The sequence below is a fragment of the Curtobacterium sp. DN_7.5 genome (assembly GCF_022655355.1).
Lineage (GTDB): Bacteria > Actinomycetota > Actinomycetes > Actinomycetales > Microbacteriaceae > Curtobacterium > Curtobacterium luteum.
On sequence record NZ_CP093378.1, the window covers coordinates 1,485,048 to 1,501,937 of the forward strand.

At 70.7% G+C, this 16,890-nt stretch carries 19 protein-coding genes; 7 read left to right on the forward strand and 12 right to left on the reverse strand.

Annotation, left to right across the window (positions count from 1 at the left end; genetic code table 11):
• Nucleotides 1-126: 126 nt before the first annotated feature.
• A complete protein-coding gene (locus MON03_RS06880; protein ID WP_148286280.1) occupies nt 127-654 on the reverse strand; it encodes a hypothetical protein in 528 nt (175 codons plus the stop codon).
• A gap of 244 nt (nt 655-898) precedes the next feature.
• On the opposite strand from MON03_RS06880, the gene MON03_RS06885 reads away from it, so the two are divergent.
• Together MON03_RS06885 and MON03_RS06890 are read left to right on the forward strand one after the other, a co-directional pair.
• Nucleotides 899-1,375, forward strand: a complete 477-nt coding sequence (locus MON03_RS06885; RefSeq protein ID WP_022904743.1) for a GNAT family N-acetyltransferase — start codon at nt 899-901, stop codon at nt 1,373-1,375.
• Nucleotides 1,376-1,590: 215 nt separating this feature from the next.
• The gene (locus tag MON03_RS06890) at nt 1,591-2,349 is read left to right on the forward strand and encodes an MBL fold metallo-hydrolase (RefSeq protein WP_242091234.1); all 759 of its coding nucleotides are present in this window, start codon (nt 1,591-1,593) and stop codon (nt 2,347-2,349) included.
• 31 nt (nt 2,350-2,380) lie between these two features.
• On the opposite strand, the gene MON03_RS06895 is transcribed toward MON03_RS06890, so the two are convergent.
• The 4 genes from MON03_RS06895 to MON03_RS06910 all read right to left on the reverse strand — a co-directional run bounded on the left by MON03_RS06895 (nt 2,381) and on the right by MON03_RS06910 (nt 6,558).
• Nucleotides 2,381-3,205 (reverse strand): carbohydrate ABC transporter permease, encoded by an 825-nt coding sequence (locus tag MON03_RS06895; protein WP_022904744.1) that lies wholly within the window; start codon nt 3,203-3,205, stop codon nt 2,381-2,383.
• Nucleotides 3,202-4,158: a carbohydrate ABC transporter permease gene (locus tag MON03_RS06900; RefSeq protein ID WP_022904745.1), complete on the reverse strand. Its 957-nt coding sequence runs from the start codon at nt 4,156-4,158 to the stop codon at nt 3,202-3,204. Before MON03_RS06900 ends, MON03_RS06895 begins: the two co-directional genes overlap by 4 nt.
• A gap of 12 nt (nt 4,159-4,170) precedes the next feature.
• Nucleotides 4,171-5,529, reverse strand: coding sequence for an extracellular solute-binding protein (locus MON03_RS06905; protein WP_242091235.1), 1,359 nt, complete (start codon nt 5,527-5,529; stop codon nt 4,171-4,173).
• A gap of 63 nt (nt 5,530-5,592) precedes the next feature.
• Nucleotides 5,593-6,558 (reverse strand): carbohydrate kinase family protein, encoded by a 966-nt coding sequence (locus MON03_RS06910; protein ID WP_242091236.1) that lies wholly within the window; start codon nt 6,556-6,558, stop codon nt 5,593-5,595.
• Nucleotides 6,559-6,729: 171 nt separating this feature from the next.
• Between MON03_RS06910 and MON03_RS06915 the strand changes: the two genes are divergently transcribed.
• Both MON03_RS06915 and MON03_RS06920 read left to right on the forward strand, forming a co-directional pair.
• A complete protein-coding gene (locus MON03_RS06915) occupies nt 6,730-7,521 on the forward strand; it encodes a DeoR/GlpR family DNA-binding transcription regulator (RefSeq protein ID WP_242091237.1) in 792 nt (263 codons plus the stop codon).
• Entirely contained in the window at nt 7,518-8,876 is a 1,359-nt protein-coding gene (locus MON03_RS06920) for a 6-phospho-beta-glucosidase (protein WP_242091238.1), read from the forward strand. The genes MON03_RS06915 and MON03_RS06920 overlap by 4 nt, the downstream gene beginning before the upstream one ends.
• Before the next feature lie 248 nt (nt 8,877-9,124).
• Here MON03_RS06920 and MON03_RS06925 read toward each other — a convergent pair whose 3' ends face one another.
• Genes MON03_RS06925 through MON03_RS06935 form a run of 3 tightly spaced genes read right to left on the reverse strand, consistent with a single transcriptional unit; the run spans nt 9,125 to nt 11,458 of the window.
• On the reverse strand, nt 9,125-9,913 hold the full coding sequence (locus MON03_RS06925) for a COG4705 family protein (protein WP_242091239.1): 789 nt from the start codon (nt 9,911-9,913) through the stop codon (nt 9,125-9,127).
• Nucleotides 9,910-10,611, reverse strand: coding sequence for a DedA family protein (locus MON03_RS06930; protein WP_148286281.1), 702 nt, complete (start codon nt 10,609-10,611; stop codon nt 9,910-9,912). Before MON03_RS06930 ends, MON03_RS06925 begins: the two co-directional genes overlap by 4 nt.
• A 49-nt stretch (nt 10,612-10,660) precedes the next feature.
• A complete protein-coding gene (locus MON03_RS06935; protein ID WP_242091240.1) occupies nt 10,661-11,458 on the reverse strand; it encodes a COG4705 family protein in 798 nt (265 codons plus the stop codon).
• Nucleotides 11,459-11,802: 344 nt separating this feature from the next.
• On the opposite strand from MON03_RS06935, the gene MON03_RS06940 reads away from it, so the two are divergent.
• From MON03_RS06940 to MON03_RS06950, 3 genes are all read left to right on the forward strand, one after another.
• Nucleotides 11,803-12,420 carry an HAD-IA family hydrolase gene (locus MON03_RS06940; RefSeq protein ID WP_242091241.1) on the forward strand — a complete coding sequence of 206 codons (618 nt, stop codon included), beginning with the start codon at nt 11,803-11,805 and terminating at the stop codon, nt 12,418-12,420.
• A gap of 643 nt (nt 12,421-13,063) precedes the next feature.
• On the forward strand, nt 13,064-13,474 hold the full coding sequence (locus tag MON03_RS06945; RefSeq protein WP_242091242.1) for a site-specific integrase: 411 nt from the start codon (nt 13,064-13,066) through the stop codon (nt 13,472-13,474).
• A complete protein-coding gene (locus MON03_RS06950; RefSeq protein ID WP_242091243.1) occupies nt 13,471-13,800 on the forward strand; it encodes a tyrosine-type recombinase/integrase in 330 nt (109 codons plus the stop codon). The genes MON03_RS06945 and MON03_RS06950 overlap by 4 nt, the downstream gene beginning before the upstream one ends.
• Nucleotides 13,801-14,115: 315 nt before the next feature.
• Here the strand turns inward: MON03_RS06950 and MON03_RS06960 are convergent, their stop codons facing one another.
• Genes MON03_RS06960 through MON03_RS06975 form a run of 4 tightly spaced genes read right to left on the reverse strand, consistent with a single transcriptional unit; the run spans nt 14,116 to nt 16,876 of the window.
• The gene (locus MON03_RS06960) at nt 14,116-14,637 is read right to left on the reverse strand and encodes a GNAT family N-acetyltransferase (protein WP_242091244.1); all 522 of its coding nucleotides are present in this window, start codon (nt 14,635-14,637) and stop codon (nt 14,116-14,118) included.
• On the reverse strand, nt 14,634-15,029 hold the full coding sequence (locus MON03_RS06965; protein ID WP_022904118.1) for an arsenate-mycothiol transferase ArsC: 396 nt from the start codon (nt 15,027-15,029) through the stop codon (nt 14,634-14,636). Before MON03_RS06965 ends, MON03_RS06960 begins: the two co-directional genes overlap by 4 nt.
• Before the next feature lie 12 nt (nt 15,030-15,041).
• A complete protein-coding gene (locus MON03_RS06970) occupies nt 15,042-16,439 on the reverse strand; it encodes an FAD-dependent oxidoreductase (protein ID WP_242091245.1) in 1,398 nt (465 codons plus the stop codon).
• 20 nt (nt 16,440-16,459) lie between these two features.
• Entirely contained in the window at nt 16,460-16,876 is a 417-nt protein-coding gene (locus tag MON03_RS06975; RefSeq protein ID WP_175327829.1) for an arsenate reductase ArsC, read from the reverse strand.
• Nucleotides 16,877-16,890 lie beyond the last annotated feature (14 nt).

Below are 16,890 nucleotides of genomic sequence, written 5' to 3' on the forward strand. Positions count from 1 at the left end.
TGCGAGGAGAAGAACCTCGCACCGTGCGCGGAACCTCGCACCGTGCGGCGCCGCCCGCCGCCGCGCCGCCCGCCCCGCCGTGCCCCGTGCCGCCCCGCCGGCCCCGCGCGCCGCCGCCCCGCCGCGTCAGGACAGCGCGGCGACCCGATCGCGCAGCAGCGCCCGCGCCGCCCGCGCCCGGGGGATGACGACCACGCCTCCCCACAGTGCGAGCCCGACCCAGAGGGCGATGAGCATCGTCGTGACGAGCGGGCCGTGCTGGTCGCGCATCGACCACGACATCGCGATCCAGAGCACTCCGAGCAGGACCTTGCCCCACCCGGCGCCCTCGCGGTCGGCCTGTGCCTGCAGCATCGGGATCCAGACGTCCGCGGGGACGTCGGCGGGCACGCGGCCGTCCGCGACCCACCGCTGCGCCTCGACGGAGTGCTCGTAGCCGCCGTCGAGCCGCCACGACCGCATCGTCGTCAACACGCCGACCGCGGCACCGGCAGCACCGGCGGGGACCCCGGCGACGACCAGCACGGTCGTGGTCGCGGGCGTCCACGAGGAGAGCACGAGCACCACCAGGACGACGCCGAACGCCGCTCCGGCGACCCCGGCACCGATGAGCCGGAGGCGACCCGCCTCGTCGATCATCCCGATGCCCTGCACGGAGTCGACCGTACCCGTCGTCGCCGAGCCCCACCAGGACGCGCGCAGGGCCCAGATGCTGCGACCGACGCGCGTGGGGCGTACCGTGCCGGCATGGAGTGCTTCGCGAGCTGGCGTACCCGCCGCTGAGACGACGGCCCCGGTCGACTGCATCAGGCCGACCGTGCATGGCCGTCGCACCACTCCCGACCGCGGACGTCGCCGTCGGGAACCCTCAGCACGCGTACGGACCCGAAGGAACCCCATGCTCATCCGCGACTGCACCCCGGCAGACCTGCCTGCCCTGACCGACCTCACCATCGAGGTGTTCCGCCCGCTCTTCACGGAGTCGCTGCCGACTGCCCGCCCCGCCGTCACCGCGCACGACCACGGCCGGTGGGAGGACGACTACCGTGCCGAGGTGCCCGCCCTGCTCGCCCCGGCGGAGGACCGCTTCATCACCCTCGCCGAGGGGGACGGACTCCTGCTCGGCTACGTCGGCTGGACCGTGACGGGCGGCACCTCGGGCCGACTCGAGATGGTCGCCGTCCACCCCGGCGCACGACGTCGCGGGGTCGGACGAGCGCTCTGCACCTCCGTCGTCGACCGGCTCCGCGCCCGCGGCGTCCGCGTCGTCCACATCGGCACGGGCGGCGACGCATTCCACGCGTCCGCCCGCGCGCTCTACGAGTCGCTCGGCTTCGTCGGCTACCCGACGGTCGACTACGCCCGCGCGCTCTGACGCGAGTGATGCTCGGACGCGACCACGGGTCGCAGGTCCGCACAGGTCGGACGGGAGGCACGGTGCAAGCCCGCACCGTACCTCCCGTCCGGCGCGTGCGCGCGTCCCGGCGACACAACGCGCCCCGCCACGGACGTCGCGCCCCGACATGACGGGGCGCGACGTCCTCCGCGGGGTGCGATCCTGCGCTGCGCAGGATCTGTCAGGCTGCTCACGTGCGCGAACTGACGGAAGTCGCTCCCGGGGTCTTGGTCGCGACGAGCCGGACGATGTCGACGACGTCCACGGTGTTCCACGACGGAGGTCGTGCGTTCCTCGTCGACCCCGCGTGGCTGCCCGACGAACTCGCCGCGCTCGCGGCCACCCTCGGCGGTCGTGGGTTGTCGGTGACGGGCGGCTTCGCGACGCACGCGCACCACGACCACCTCCTCTGGCACCCGGGGTTCGGGGACGTGCCGCGGTTCGCCTCTCCGGCGACCGCTGCGCTCGCGGTGATCGAGCGGCCGGCGTTGGTGGCAGCGCTCGGAGCCGACTTCCCCGGGGACCTCGTCGACCTCATGGGTCGGGTCATCGGCGTCGAGCAGGTCCCCGGAGCGGTGCTCCCGCACGGCACGGTGGTCGAGCTGGTGGTCCATGACGGTCACGCGCCCGGGCACACGGCGCTCTGGCTGCCGGACCAGCGGGTCCTGCTCGCGGGGGACATGCTGAGCGACGTCGAGCTCCCATTGCCGTTCTGGCCCGACGACCTTCCGGCGTACCGTTCCGCCCTGGATCGGCTCACCCGGTACGCCGAGCAGGCAGCCGTCGTGGTCCCCGGCCACGGCGCACCGGGCGCCGACGCCCTCGAGCGGCTCGACGCGGACCGTCGGTTCCTCGACGACGTCGCCGCCGGCCGTGCCCCGGACGATGCGCGGCTCGTCAATCCGGGGATGGCCGAGGTGCTCGAGCACCTGCACCGGATGATGAGGGACTGACGGACGCGGTGGCACCCACGCCGCGGCCCGCTCAGCGATCGGCGATGCCGCCGAGCATCCCCGAGATGAACCGCTTCTGCAGGAAGAAGTAGAGGAGCACGATCGGGAGTGCCACGATCACCCCCGCTGCGGACAGCAGCGAGAAGTCCGTCAGGTGCGCGCCCTTGAAGAACGCGAGCCCGAGCGGCGCGGTGCGGTGGTCCTCGCTCGTGATGAGCACGAGGGGGAGCAGGAACTCGTTCCACGTCCACATCGTGATGAGCAGCGCCATCGTCATGATCGGTGCGACCGAGGACGGCACGATCACCTGCCAGAGCAGCCGCACGTCCCGGGCGCCGTCGAGCCGGGCGGCCTCGATGACCTCGCCCGGGAAGCTCCGGAACTGGTTCCGCATCCAGAAGATCCCGAACGCCAGCGACTGCGCGGTCTGCGGCAGGATCAGGCTCGTGTAGGTGTCGGTCAGGCCGACCGAGCGCAGGTTGAAGTACAGCGGGATGATGAACGCCTCCGCCGGCAGCATCAGCCCCGCGAGCATCACGAAGAAGATCACGTTCGAGCCGAAGAAGTCGAGCCGGGCGAACGCGAAGCCGGCGAACACCGCGAGCACGGCGGTCAGCACCACCACGGAGACCGTCACGAGGACGCTCGAGAACATGTACGACGCGAAGTGGCCCTGGTTCCACGCGGCGCCGAAGTTGCCGAGGTCGATCGTGGTCGGCACCGTGAACCCGCCGGAGTTCTCCGCCGACGGGGTCACGGACGACAGCAGGACCCCGACGAGCGGGATGATCGCGAACAGCGCGAAGAGCGACAGGATGACGTAGTCGACGGTCTTCTCCCGGACCGAGAGCCTCATGCGACGTCCTTCGGCTGGAGACGGCTGATGAGCGCCGTCACGATCATGATCACCACGGTGAGCGACACCGCGACGGCGGCTGCCGACCCGACCTGCCCCGTCTGGAACGCCCGGTTGTACGCCTCGAACGCCGGCACCGACGTCGAGTTGCCCGGACCGCCGCTCGTCGTCACGTAGACGAGGTCGAACGTCTTCAACGCCGAGACCACGGTCAGCGTGAGCGCGGCGGCGATCTGCCCGCGGAGCGAGGGGAGCGTGATCGAGAAGAACTCCCGGACCGCCCCGGCGCCGTCGATGCGCGCCGCCTCGAACAGGCTCGGGTGGATGTTCCCGACACCCGACAGGAACAGCACCAGGCACAGGCCGACGTTGAGCCACGTGCCGACGAACCCGATCGCGGGCAGCGCCGTGTCGTAGCCACCGAGCCACACCTGCGCGAACTGCCCGAGCCCGACCAGGCGCAGCGCGTCGTTGACCAACCCGTCCGCCGAGTAGATCGACACCCAGATCGTCGCCACGACCACCGACGCGATCACCTGCGGCAGGAACAGCACGGTGCGGAAGAACGACATGCCCCGCAGCCCGTTCGCCCGCGAGATCAACGCCGTGAGGAACAGCGCCAGGGCCACCGGCACCGCGGCGTAGAACACCATCAACACCAGCGCGTGCCCGAACGATGCGCGGAGCTGCGCGTCGGTGAACACGTCGAGGTAGTTCGCGAAGCCCGCCCACGTCGCGACCGACAGGCCGTCCCAGTCGTAGAACGAGTACTGGATGCTCTGCAGGAACGGCACCCCGAGGAACACCGCGAAGACGATGAACGCCGGGAGGACGTAGAGGTACGCGACGAGGCTCCGCCGCCGCTTGCGGACGCTGCCGGTCGCCCGACGCGTCCGGCCACGGCGGGCGCTGCGGTCGGCAGCGCTCGCCGTGGTGCCGGTGAACTGGGTCACGGGTGCTCCTGCCTACTGCTTCACGAAGCCGGCGTAGTCGTCCTGGAGCGTCTTCGTGTACTGCTCCGGGGTGGCCTTGCCCGCGACGAGGTCCTGCATCGCCGCCGTGATGGTGTCGTAGAACGTCGGGGTCGCGTAGTCGAGGTACGGCGTGATGCTGTTCGACGACGAGATCGACTCGTACTCGCTCGTGATGTCACCGGCGATCGTGCCCGACGCGGGGGAGTCGCCGTCCGGCACGACGGTCGGCAGGTTGCCCTTGTCGACGAGCACCTTCGCGGCGTCCTTGTTCGTGACGAAGTCGATGTACGCGGCGGCGGCGTTCGCGTTCCCCGTCTTCGACGTGATCGCCCACGCGAGGCCCTCACCACCCATCGTGACCGGGCCGCTGGCGCCGTCCGGGGTGAGGGCGGTGAACCCGATGTCCTTCGCCGAGGCGGCCGCCTCGAGTGTGGCCTGGTACCAGGTGCCGGTGATGAGGAAGGCGGACTGGCCCTTCCCGAACGCGGCGACGGCGTCGTCACGCGAGACACCGTTGGCGCCCTCGGTGACGTAGCCCTTGTCGACCCAGCCCGTGATCGTCTTCGCGGCCTGCACCTCGTCGGAACCGGTCCAGCTGCCGGACTTGCCCGCGACGAGGTCGTTCACCGCGTCGTGCCCGGCGAGGGCGGAGAGCACGAGCCCGTAGAGGTGGATGCCCGGGCTCTTCTCGACGTCGCCGTAGCTGAGCGGCAGCGTGCCCGACGCCTTGACCTGCTGCATGTCCTCGGTGAGCTCAGCGACCGTCTTCGGGGGCGAGTCGATGCCCGCCTTCCGCAGGACCGCCTTGTTGTAGTAGAGGCCCACGAGTTCGCCGGTCTGCGAGACGCCGTAGAGGTCGTCACCCTGCCACGTCTTCCCGTCCGACGAGAACGAGTTCAGCTTGAGGAGGCTCGACGGGTAGTACGAGTCCCAGCCGTACAGCTTCGCGTAGTCGTCGACCGGGCGGAGGAACCCCGCCTTCACGAAGGCACCCATGTCCGGGTACCCCTGGTTCGCCTGGACGACGTCCGGCGGGTTGTTGCCGGAGAGCGCGAGCTTGAGCGTCGTCTTGAGGTCGGCGAAGGACCGCGACACCCGCTTGATGGTGATGTTCGGGTGCGCCTTCTCGAACTCGTCGTTGAGCTCCTGCTGCGCGTCGTTGATGCCTGTGTCGGTGTTCTGGTCCCACACGGTCAGCGTGGTCTTCCCCGATCCGACGTCCTTCGACACCGGTCCGAGGCTCTGGGACGCGGCCGGGGCAGCCGATCCGCCCGGGGTGCAGCCGGTCAGGCCGATGGCCACGGCCGCCGCGACGCCGAGGAGGAGCGTCGCCTTGCTGGAGTGCTTCATGGTGGTCCGTTCTGCGAGGGAAGGGATGCGAGGGGAGGGATGCGAGGGAGGGGACGGGACGGGTCAGGCTCCAGCGAGCGCGACCGGGTCGAGGAACGACCAGTCGTCGTCGGGAGCGGCCCGCTGCAGGAACGCGCGGAGCTGCGCGGGGTGCGGGGCGCTCGCCGCACCGCCGAGCCCGGTGACGGCGAACGCGGCGGAGGCGGCACCGAACCGGAGCCGCGTGGCGAGGTCCCAGCCGTGGTGCGCTCCGGCCATGAACGCCGCGACGAACACGTCACCGGCGCCCGTGGGGTCCACCACGTCGACGGGGATCGTGCTCGCGGTGACGACGCCGCGCTCCGAGTCCACCGCGACAACGCCGTCCGCACCGCGGGTGACGACGGCGAGCGGGACGCGCTCGGCGAGGGCCTTCGCCGCGTCGAGGGCGGTGTCGGTGCGGGTGTAGCGCATGGCCTCGACGTCGTTCGGGACGAAGACGTCGATCTCGGCGAGCCGGTCGAGCACGTCGCCGGACCACTCGCCCGTGTGGTCCCACCCGACGCCGCCGACCACGGTGGTGCCGGTGGCGCGGAGTGCGGCGACCCAGGCCGGGAGCGGTCGCGCGATGCCGACGTGCGTCGCGGACACCGGGCCGAGGTCGTCGGGCACCACGAGCGGACCGAGGTGCTCCTCGTACGTGATGAAGCTCCGGTCCTCGGGACCGGTCAGTGCCACGGACACCGGGCTCTGGTGCCCGGCGACGAGCTCGAGCAGGCTCGTGTCGAGGAACGGTTCCTCGGTGAGGACCCGGTGCACGTGGCGTCCGAGGACGTCGTCGCCGAGTCGGCTGAGCAACCGGGTCGGTGCGCCGGCGCGTGCGGCCGCGACCGCGCGGTTCGCGACCCCACCCGGCGTCACCGTGAAGGCGTCGGCGTAGACCTCGGCGCCCTGCTCCGGCGCGGTCACCCCCGCGAACACGAGGTCGCAGTAGACGTCGCCCGCGAAGAGCAGCGCTCCTCGGGCCGGCATCGGGTCGGTACGGGTCACGGCTGCTCCTCGTCGTCGCGGATCAGGGGACGACCGCGGTTGCTCAAGCCTGCGCGATCGGTGTTGCGGCGACGTTACTCGATTGCACCAGATTTGTTAAGTGTGCTCGTTTCGGCCCGGAGGACTGTGCACTCTTGCGCGATCGTGCGCGAGTCGCGCTACAGTGGCGGCATGATCCTGCGCGAGCGGCAGAACCGCATCATCAAGGCGTTGCACGACGACGGTGCCGCCTCCGTGCAGGAGCTCGCCGCCGCGCTCGCGGTCAGCGCTGCGACGATCAGGCGTGACCTCGAGATGCTCGACCGCAACGGCGAGCTCGTGCGCACCTGGGGTGGCGCCGTCCTCGCGCCGCGTCAGACGGCCCGCGACGAACCCCGGGCGACCGAGGACGACGAGGTGGTGGAGGCGCCGTTCGAGGCGGCCGGCGACTACGACCTCAAGCACCGCATGGCCGTGGCCGCGGCCGCGATGGTGCAGGACGGGCAGGTGGTCATCCTCGACATCGGCACGACGACGCCGCTCGTCGCTGAGCTGCTCCGCGGGCGCGACATCACCGTGATCACGACGAACCTCGCCGTCTTCGACGTGCTCCGCGACGACGAGGCCGTCCGGCTCGTCCTGCTCGGCGGTGTCGTGCGGCGCAACTACCGCACGCTCGTCGGCTCGCTCGCCGAGGCCGCACTCGACCAGGTCAGCGCGGACGTGCTGTTCCTGTCGTGCACGGGCGTCCGCGCGAACGGTCACGTCGTGGACAACATGGCGGTCGAGGCGCCGATCAAGCAGTCGATGATCGCGGCGGCCGAACGCGTCGTGCTCCTCGCCTCCGAAGCGAAGTTCCCCGGGACAGGCGCGCTCCGGCTCTGTTCCCTCGCCGACGTCGACGTGCTGATCACCACGACCGGCGCACCCGACGACACACTCGCCCACAGCCGGAACGCCGGCGGAGAGGTCATCACCACATGAAGCTCTGCATCCTCGGAGGCGGCGGGTTCCGCACGCCGTACGTGTACCAGGCACTGCTCCGCGACACCGGTTCCCCCCGCGTCGAGCGGGTCGCGCTCTACGACGTCGACGAAGTCCGACTGCACGCGATGGTCGCGATCCTCACGGAGCTCGCCGCCGACTTCCCGGACGCACCGGTCCTCGAACCGACCACCGACCTGCACCGTGCCGTCGAGGGCAGTGACCACGTGTTCGCGGCGCTCCGCGTCGGGGGGCTCGAAGGACGCCGCTGTGACGAGCACGTCGCACTCGACCTGAACGTCCTCGGGCAGGAGACCACCGGTCCCGGCGGTCTGGCCTACGCGATCCGCACCGTCCCGGTCATGGTCGAGGCGGCGAAGGTCATCAAGGACCTCGCACCGAACGCCTACGTCATGAACTTCACGAACCCGGCCGGCATCATCACCGAGGCGATGCAGTCCGTCCTCGGGGACCGCGTGCTCGGCATCTGCGACACCCCGTCCGGCCTCGGTCGCCGCGTCGCCGGGATGCTCGGACTCGACCACACCCGCGTCCAGATGGACTACGTCGGGCTGAACCACCTCGGCTGGATGCGACGGGTCATGTACGACGGCCGTGACGTGCTGCCCGAGCTGATGGCCGACGACGACCGCCTCGGCGCGATGGAGGAGGGCCACGTCTTCGGCCTCGAATGGATCCGGTCCCTCGGGTCGATCCCGAACGAGTACCTGTTCTACTACTACTTCAACCGCGACGCCGTGCGCTCCATCATCGGCTCCGGGAAGACGCGCGGTGACTTCCTCGCCGAGAGCCAGTCGGCGTTCTACGACCGCGCGAGCGCCGCGGGCGACGGTGTCGCCGAGCTCTGGCGCGAGACCGTCGAGCGGCGGAGCGCCTCGTACATGGCGGAGGCGAAGGGCGGCACCCAGGACGAGCCGCTCGACCCGAAGGAGCGCGAGACCGACCCGTCGCACCAGGGGTACGCCGGCGTCGCACTCGGCGTGATGGCGGCGATCAGCCGGAACGAGCGCCAGACGATGATCCTCAACGTCCGGAACAACGGCACCATCGCCGGGCTGCCCCGTGACGCCGTCGTCGAGGTCCCGACGATGGTGGACGCGAACGGCGTGCACCCGATGACGACCGACCAGCCCGACCTGCACCAGATCGGACTCATGTCGCAGGTCAAGGCCGTCGAGCGGCACACCATCGCCGCGGCGCTCACCGGGTCGAAGGACGAGGCGGTGAAGGCGTTCGCGCTGCACCCGCTCGTCGACAGCGTGTCCGTCGCCCGTGACCTCGTGCGCGGGTACGTCGACCGCATCCCGGAGGTCGCGGCGGTGCTCACGAAGTAGCGCTGGCCCGGGCCGGAACCGGACCACCAGCGAGACCCCGAGGAGCCGGAGCCGCGACCGCGGCCCCCACGACCGCGGTCGCGGACGACCGGATTCCCCTCACCGAGACCAGCATGGCCCGGCGCGCGGAGCGCGCGCATCATCCGGAGGGATGAAGAACTGAAGTGCGCTCACCGCCCTGCCGGGCCGTGCCGGCCTGGAGGCGCGGGGCGGGCCCGTCCCGTGCCTCCAGGCCGGTCGTCGTCGGCTCAGGGACCGGTCACCGGCTGCGCCGGGTGGTCGGGTGCCGGCCGTCGTCGCCGTCCGCGCTCCACGCTCGTCCACGCCACCGCGCCCGTGAGCACCACCAGCAGGCAGAGACTGACCATGCCCGTCCCGACGTCCAGCCCGCCGCGGTCCCGGGGGACCGCGACCCAGTCCGCGAAGGACGCGCCGACCGGTCGGGTCAGGACGTAGGCGGTCCAGAACCCCGCGACCTGACCGAGCACCCGGACGCCGGCGGCGAGCGCCACGAGCAGGACGAGGCCGGCGAAGAGGAGGCCGCCGCCGAGGTAGCCGAGACCGAACCCGCCCGCGGCGAGGTCGCCGGCAGCGGTCCCCATCGCGAACGTCGCCACCACGGCGGCCCAGTAGAACAGCTGGCGCCGCGTGCTCGTGACTCGGTGGACGTCGAGGGTGCCCTCGACACGGCGCCACACGACGAAGACCGCGACCAGGGCGATCAGGAAGATCGGCGTGGAGACCGTGTAGGGCACGCCGAGCGCCACGTGGACCACGTCAGCGACCATCGTGCCGAACACGCCGACCATCGACACGGCACCCCAGTACAGCCAGGGGCGGTACCGGTCGGTGCGGAGCTGGACAGCGAGGACCATGCCGAACACGGCCGCGGTGAGGAGCACGGTCGGCACCGGGTCGAACCGGGTGACGAGGAAGTCCGAGAGCGCTTCGCCCATGGCCGTGGTGAGGACCTTGGTCACCCAGAACGAGACGGACGGGTCGGGGACGCGGTTCCGCAGCGGACCGGTGGCGGTCACCGCTCGTCGCCCGCTGCCGCGCGGGCCTGCGCGTCCGTCGGGACGCCCCGGCCCGCCTGCTCGTCGCGTCGGGTGCGGCGGGCGACGTGCCGGCGACGCAGCGCACCGATCACGATCGGCAGGACCGAGACGACGACGATCACGATCATCAGCGCGTCGATGTTGTGCGAGACCAGCGGGATGCCGCCGAGGAGGACGCCGACGACCGTGAGCCCGACCGCCCAGGAGATCGCTCCGATCAGGTTGAACAGCAGGAAGCGCCGGTAGTGCATCCGCGCGGTCCCGGCGGCGAGCGGCACGTAGGTGCGGACGATGGGGACGAAGCGACCGAGCACCAGGCTCAGGCCGCCCCACCGTGTGAAGAACGCCTCGGCCTCCTCCAGCCGCGCCGTGGTGAGGATCCGCGCGTCGTCCCGGAAGAGACGCCGGCCGTACCGTTTCCCGAGCCAGTACCCGACCTGGTCACCCGCGACCGCGGCGACGGACGCGACGATCGCGACCTGCCACGGCGCGATGCCGAGGGTGCCACTGATGATCGCAGCGGTGACGAGCAGCGAGTCCCCGGGCAGGAACGGGAAGAGCACCCCGGACTCGATGAAGATCAGGACGGCGATGCCGGCGAGGACGTCGGGACCGAAGGCGTGGAGCACGGACGCTGCGTCGAAGAGGCTCACGGCGAGCGGGACTGAGGAGAGCACGAGGGTCCTTCCGGGGACGAGCAGGACGAGCGGGACGAGCAGGACGGGCTCAGACGCCGGGCTGCGGGCGTGCGGTGTCGTCGCGGCGCATGCGGACCATGAGCCAGCTGATGATGGCGACGATCACCACGAGGAACACGATGCTCGTCGTGATGGTCCCGACGCCCAAGCCGCCGTCCTGTACCGGGGAGGACAGGAGGTCGCCCGTCGACGCACCGAGCGGACGGGTGAGGATGTAGGCGATCCAGAAGCAGACGACGGGGCCCCGCCGGCCGACCGCCCACGCGGCAGCGGTCACCGCGATGGCACCCGCGAAGAGCAGCAGGGCCGGGAAGTAGCCGAGCCCGGTCTGTTCCGCGATGAGGTCCCCGGCAGCGGTGCCGAGCGCGAACGTGAACAGGATGGCGAGCCAGTAGAACGATTCGCGGCGGACCGTGTCGATGCTGTGGATCGACAGGGTGCCCTCGACGCGGTACCAGACGACGAAGACCGCGAGCAGCGCGATTCCGAACACCGCCGTGCTCACCACGAGCGGGACCCCGAGTCCGTCGGTCAGGTTGTCGGTGACGCAGGTGCCGACGATGCTGATGAGCACCACCGTGACCCAGTACAGCACCGGACGGTAGGTCCGAGCGCGGAACTGCAGGACGAGGAACACCACGAGCGCGACCGCCATGATGAGCGTCGTCAGGGGGAGACCGAGTCCGACCGTGTCGCTGAGCAGGTCCGCCGCGGTCTCGCCGACGGTCGTGGCGAGCACCTTGATGATCCAGAAGGACGCGGTCGGGTCCGGGACCTTGTTCCGTCGTGATCGAGCGGCGACGGGCACTGCGGGCGAGTGGGACACGGCGTTCTCCTCATCGGTCGGTGGTGTCGCGGTCGGTGCGGCACGGGGGATCACGACGGTAGGGAGCGCGCCGCAAGACTTCGCCAAGAAACCGCACCTCGTCACGGCGATCCGCCGACGAACGACCCAGACGAGGTCGGCTGCCGTCGGGACCTCTCGGGGACAGACGGTCGGCGATGTCGGCCTGGAGGCACGGGGCGGGCCCGACCCGCGCCTCCAGACCGGCACATCCCTCGTCGGCCTCTTCGCGGCAGCGCATGTGTGTCCGCGCGTCCGCGGCGGCGAGCGCCGCCGCGTGCCCCGATCCGCTCCCGCAGTCCGGGGAGCCCCGCTAGCCTTCGGCGATGGAGCAGTGGATCCTCTACGACGTCGGTGGCGTCCTCGAACTCGTCGACGACGACCGGTGGCCCGACGTCCTCCGGGAGACCTGGGGCGCCCGCTTCGGGCTGACGGTCGACGAGGTGCGGACCCGGCTGCGCGACGCCGATCTCCCCGACACGGCGCTGCGGACGGGCGTCGCAGACGAGTACTGGCGGAAGCTCGGTGCCGCGCTCGGGGCGACCCCGACCGAGGTCGTGACGATGCACGCGGAGTTCTGGGACGCCTACTGCGGCGTGGCGAACGTGGAGCTCCTCGAGCACGCCCGGTCGTTGCGCGACCGGGCGAAGCTGGCGATCCTGTCGAACTCCGGCGACGGTGCCCGTGAGGAGGAAGAGCGCCGCTTCGGCTTCTCGAGCGTCTTCGATCCGATCTGCTACAGCCACGAGCAGGGCGTGGCGAAGCCGGACCCGGGTGCCTACACCACGGCCCTCGCGCGGATGGGTGCCTCGCCCGAGCAGGTCCTCTTCGTCGACGACAACGAGCGCCCGGTCCTCGGCGCGGAGCGGTGCGGCATCCGCGCAGTGCTGCACGTCCGCAACGAGGAGACCATCGCCGCGATCGAGGGTTTCCTCGCCGGCTGACGGGTAGCGCGGATGTTCGAACGTGTGTTCGAATCCATGGCAGCAAGGAGGCCATGGGTCAGAACCGACGGTACGGAACGTTCTGTGCGAAGTTGCGTCCGGTGCGAGTTGACCGTCGGCGTTGATATGCGAAGTTCTCCTGATCACCGTCGGGCAGGCTAGTCGTGCTTGACCTCGAGCCTGGATTTCGCGTTTGATGCATGATGTGTGCATTGCACGGAGCAGATGCTGTGGTGCGAGAGCGGTACGGTTCGGCGGAGCTGCATCTGCTTTCCGGAGTGCTGCTGCTCAATGAGGACGCAGCCGTGTTCGACGCGATGCTCGACGGGTGGTGTTCGCAGATGGTCGGGGGCCGGAGCTTGCGGATGCCCACCGTGACGAACCGAATCCAGGTGGTGCGACAGTTCCAGCGGCACGCAGGGGAGTGGCCGTGGACGTGGTCCGCGGCGATGCTCGACGAGTGGATGACCGACCTGATCGCGACGCACCGGCTCGCGGCGTCGACGCTGCGCCGCTATCAGGACACGATCCGGCAGTTCTGCGACTTCGTCTGCTCGCCGCACTACGGGTGGGTCGCAGAATGCGAGACCCGGTTCGGAACCACCCGGTCCAGATTTGTCACGAGTGGGACACTCCGGCGCACGTGCAGGAATCCGAGGCAAATCCTGCACGGCGGCCGCTCACCCGCGACGAGCTGCAGGCTGTGTTCGATCGGGCCGACGAGGAAGTCAGTCGGCGCCTCGACGCTGGCCGCAAGGGCGCCATCGCCGCGTACCATGACGCCACGATGCTCAAGGTCGCGCACGGCTGGGGGCGCCGAGCGAACGAAGCCGTCATGCTCGAGGTGCACGACTTCTACCGGAACCCCAAGGTGCCGATCTTCGATGGGTTCGGGTTCCTTCGCGTCCGTTCCGGGAAGGCGTCCCGTGGCTCGCCACCGAAACCGCGTGCCGTCGCGACCGTGATGCCATGGGCGGTTGACGCGGTCCGCGACTACCTCGACAACGTCCTGCCGATGATGCGAGGGGCTACCTCGACAACGTCCTGCCGATGATGCGAGGGGCTACCTCGACACGTGCGCTGTGGCTATCCGAGCGTGGCGAGCGGGTAGGGAAGCGCGCGCTCGGCGACCGCTTCGCGCAGTACCGCGATGAGCTCGGGTTGGATCGGGCGTTGACACCGCATTGCCTCCGGCACAGTTACGCGACGCACCTGATCGAGGACGGTCACGACCCGATGTTCGTGCAGCGGCAGCTCGGACACGCGTACCAGTCGACGACGGGGATCTACACGCACGTCTCGGGCGAGTTCGCCAACCGAATCCTGCGGGATGCACTCGATCGTGTGTCGCATCTCCACAGCTTGAAAGGAACCCCGTGACTCATCAGCTCAGCTACGAATGGCGGCTGCGCGAGCAGATGGCTGCCGCCGGCATGTTCAGCACGACGAAACTCATCCCGCTGCTTGCCGAGCGTGGGATCACGCTTTCTGCGAGCCAGGTCTCACGCAGGTCCCATCGGCTGTCGTCGCACGTGTGCTCGGCGTCAGCATCGCGACCGCGTCGACGTGGGCCCGCCTGGCGGGTACCCGACCGGGCGGCCCGGTGTCTCGGGAGTTCGATTGAGCTCACGGATCTCGCGGCGTGCGGTAGGTCGGCGTGCGCATGTCCGCGGCGCTCGATCGTGCTCGTGCCGCTCAGATGCCGGTTCGGTTGCTGCGCCGTTCGATGAGGACGTTGTCGCGCCACTGGCCGGCCCAGGGCCCGGACATCATCAGCCCGACGCGTTCCCGGGTGCCGATTTCCCGGAAGCCGTGCCGAGCGTGGAGTGCACGGGATGCGGTGTTCTCGGGGAAGATCCCGGACTGGATCGTCCAGATCCCCGCGGCTTCGGTTGACGCGATCAGGGCGTCGAGGAGGACGTGCCCGACGCCTCGGCGGCGGGCTGCTGCGGCGACGTAGACGGAGTGCTCGACGACACCCCGGTACACCGGCCGGGCGGAGGTCGGGGAGACCGCCACCCAGCCGAGGACTTCATCACCGTCGACGGCGACGAACCGATGCTCGGGCAGCTTTGCGGCGTCGAACGCCGCCCAGGTCGGCGGCTCCGTTTCGAACGTCGCGTTCCCGGTGGCGATGCCCTCCCGGTAGGTCGCCTCGACACTGGGCCAGTCCGCGGCGACCATCGGCCGGATGGCGACCGGGGTGTCGTCGGTCATGGGTGCAGCAGCTCGTCCTGGATGCGGGCGGCGACGGCGTCGCGCATGGGGCGGACGTCGTCGGGGGACCAAGACTCCGGGTCCGGGAACGACCACTGCAACACCGTCCCGCGGGGCGTCGCGGGCAGGTCGAGGCCGGGCTTCATCAGCACGACGACGTCGGCCTGATCCAGCAGCTCCGGGGTGACCCTCCGCGGGGTGTGGTCGCTGATGTCGAGGCCGAGTTCCGCGACGGTCGCGGCGATCGACGGGTTCACCTCGTCGGCGGGAGCGATTCCCGCGGAGGTGGCGGTGTAGCGGTCGTCGGCGGCGAGTTCGAGAAGGGCGGCGCCGAGTTGGGAACGGCCGGCATTGTGCTTGCAGATGAACAGCACGGTGGGCTTGTCGGTCATGCGGGGTCCGGTTCAGTTCGTGCAGCAGGAGCTGCTGGCGGGCGGAGCGGCCGACACGGGCGCCGCGCAGCACGACGACCCCTCGGCCGCTTCGGTCGTAGCGGGAACACCGCAGGAGGATGAGCCGCCGACATCGGTGGCGCAGACGCCCGTCTCGGGGAGCACGAGCTGCACGTCGCGGGCGGCCTGGTGGTCGCCAGCGAGTTCCGCGGCGATGGAGCGGACCTGCTCGTAGCCGGTGAGGAGCAGGAACGTGGGGGCGCGGCCGTAGGACTTCATCCCGGCGATGAAGAAGTTCGGCTCCGGGTGCGCCAGCTCCGCGACACCGTGTGGGGGGACGGAGCCGCAGGAGTGCAGGTTCGGGTCGATCAGCGGCGCGAGCGCCCGGGGCGCTTCGACGATGTCGTCCAGGCCAAGGCGGATCTCGCGGAGCATGTCGAGGTCGGGCCGGAACCCGGTCGCGTTCACCACAACGTCGACCGTGACGGTGAACGGCTCCCCGGCGCGGCGGCCGATGACGGTGACCTGGTCGCCGTCGGGGCGGACGTCGTCGATCTCGAACGAGGCGAGCTGCTCGACCTGCCCGGACTCGACGAGGCCGTGCACGTTGGAGCCGAGCTGCCCGCGGGCGGCGAGCCCGTCGGGGGCGTCCGCACCGAGGCGAGCGGTGCCGGCGTTCCGGATCGCCCACAGCAGCGTCGTGCCCGGTTCGTCCTTCGCGAGGGCGGCGAGCTTGATGAGCGTGTTCGCGGCCGAGTGCCCGGCCCCGACGACGAGGACCCGCTTCCCGGCGAACCGTGCCCGGTCCGCACCAAGCACGTCCGGGAGAGCGTGCATCACCCGGTCCCCGAGGTCCGCGGCGGGGGCGAGGCCCGCGGCGGTGAGCGGGTTCGGGGACGTGTACGTGCCGGACGTGTCGACGACGGCGCGGGCGGTGACGTCCTCGACACCGTCGGCCGCGTGGAGGCGGAGGAGGAACGGGGTGTCGGCGCGGCCGGTGGAGCGCGTGCGGTCCATGCCCTGCCGGGACACCGCCTTCACGCGGACGCCGTACCGCATCACCGGCGCCAGCTCCGGCGTCTGGACGAGGGGTTCGAGGTACTGCTCGACGAGGTCGTGCCCGGTCGGCAGCGACGACCGGCGGGGCTCGGTCCAGCCAGTGGGTTCGAGGAGGCGGCGGGCGGCGTCGTCGATGACGTACCGCCACGGGGAGAACAGCCTGGTGTGCCCCCACGCACGGACAGACGTACCAACCGTGTCGCCGGCTTCGTAGACGACGACGGGCAGGCCCTGCTCGAGCAGGTGCGCGGCGGCGGCGAGTCCGACGGGGCCGGCGCCGATGACTGCGACGGGGAGCCCGGTGAGGCGGTCCGCGTCGGCCCGGGGTGGGACGGTGAGGGTGAGGGTCATGGGGGTGGTCCTTCCGGTGGTCAGGCGGATGCTTCGGTGGGCAGCAGCTCGGCCAGGAGCGCCTGCACGCGGGTCTTGATCTCGTCGCGGATGGGGCGGACGTCGTCGATGCCCTTCCCGGCGGGGTCGGTGAGGTCCCAGTCCTCGTACCGTTTGCCGGGGAAGACCGGGCACGCGTCGCCGCAGCCCATCGTGATCACCGCGTCGGACTCGCGGACAGCGTCGGTGGTGAGGATCTTCGGCTGGTTCGAGGCGATGTCGACGCCGTCCTCCGCCATCGCCTGGATCGCGACGGGGTTGATCTGGTCCTTCGGTGCGCTGCCGGCGGAGAGGACCTGGACGCGGTCGCCGCCGAGGGCCTTCGCGTAGCCGGCGGCCATCTGGGAGCGGCCGGCGTTGTGGACGCAGACGAACAGGATCGTGGGGGTCGCGGTCATGGCGGTGCTTTCGG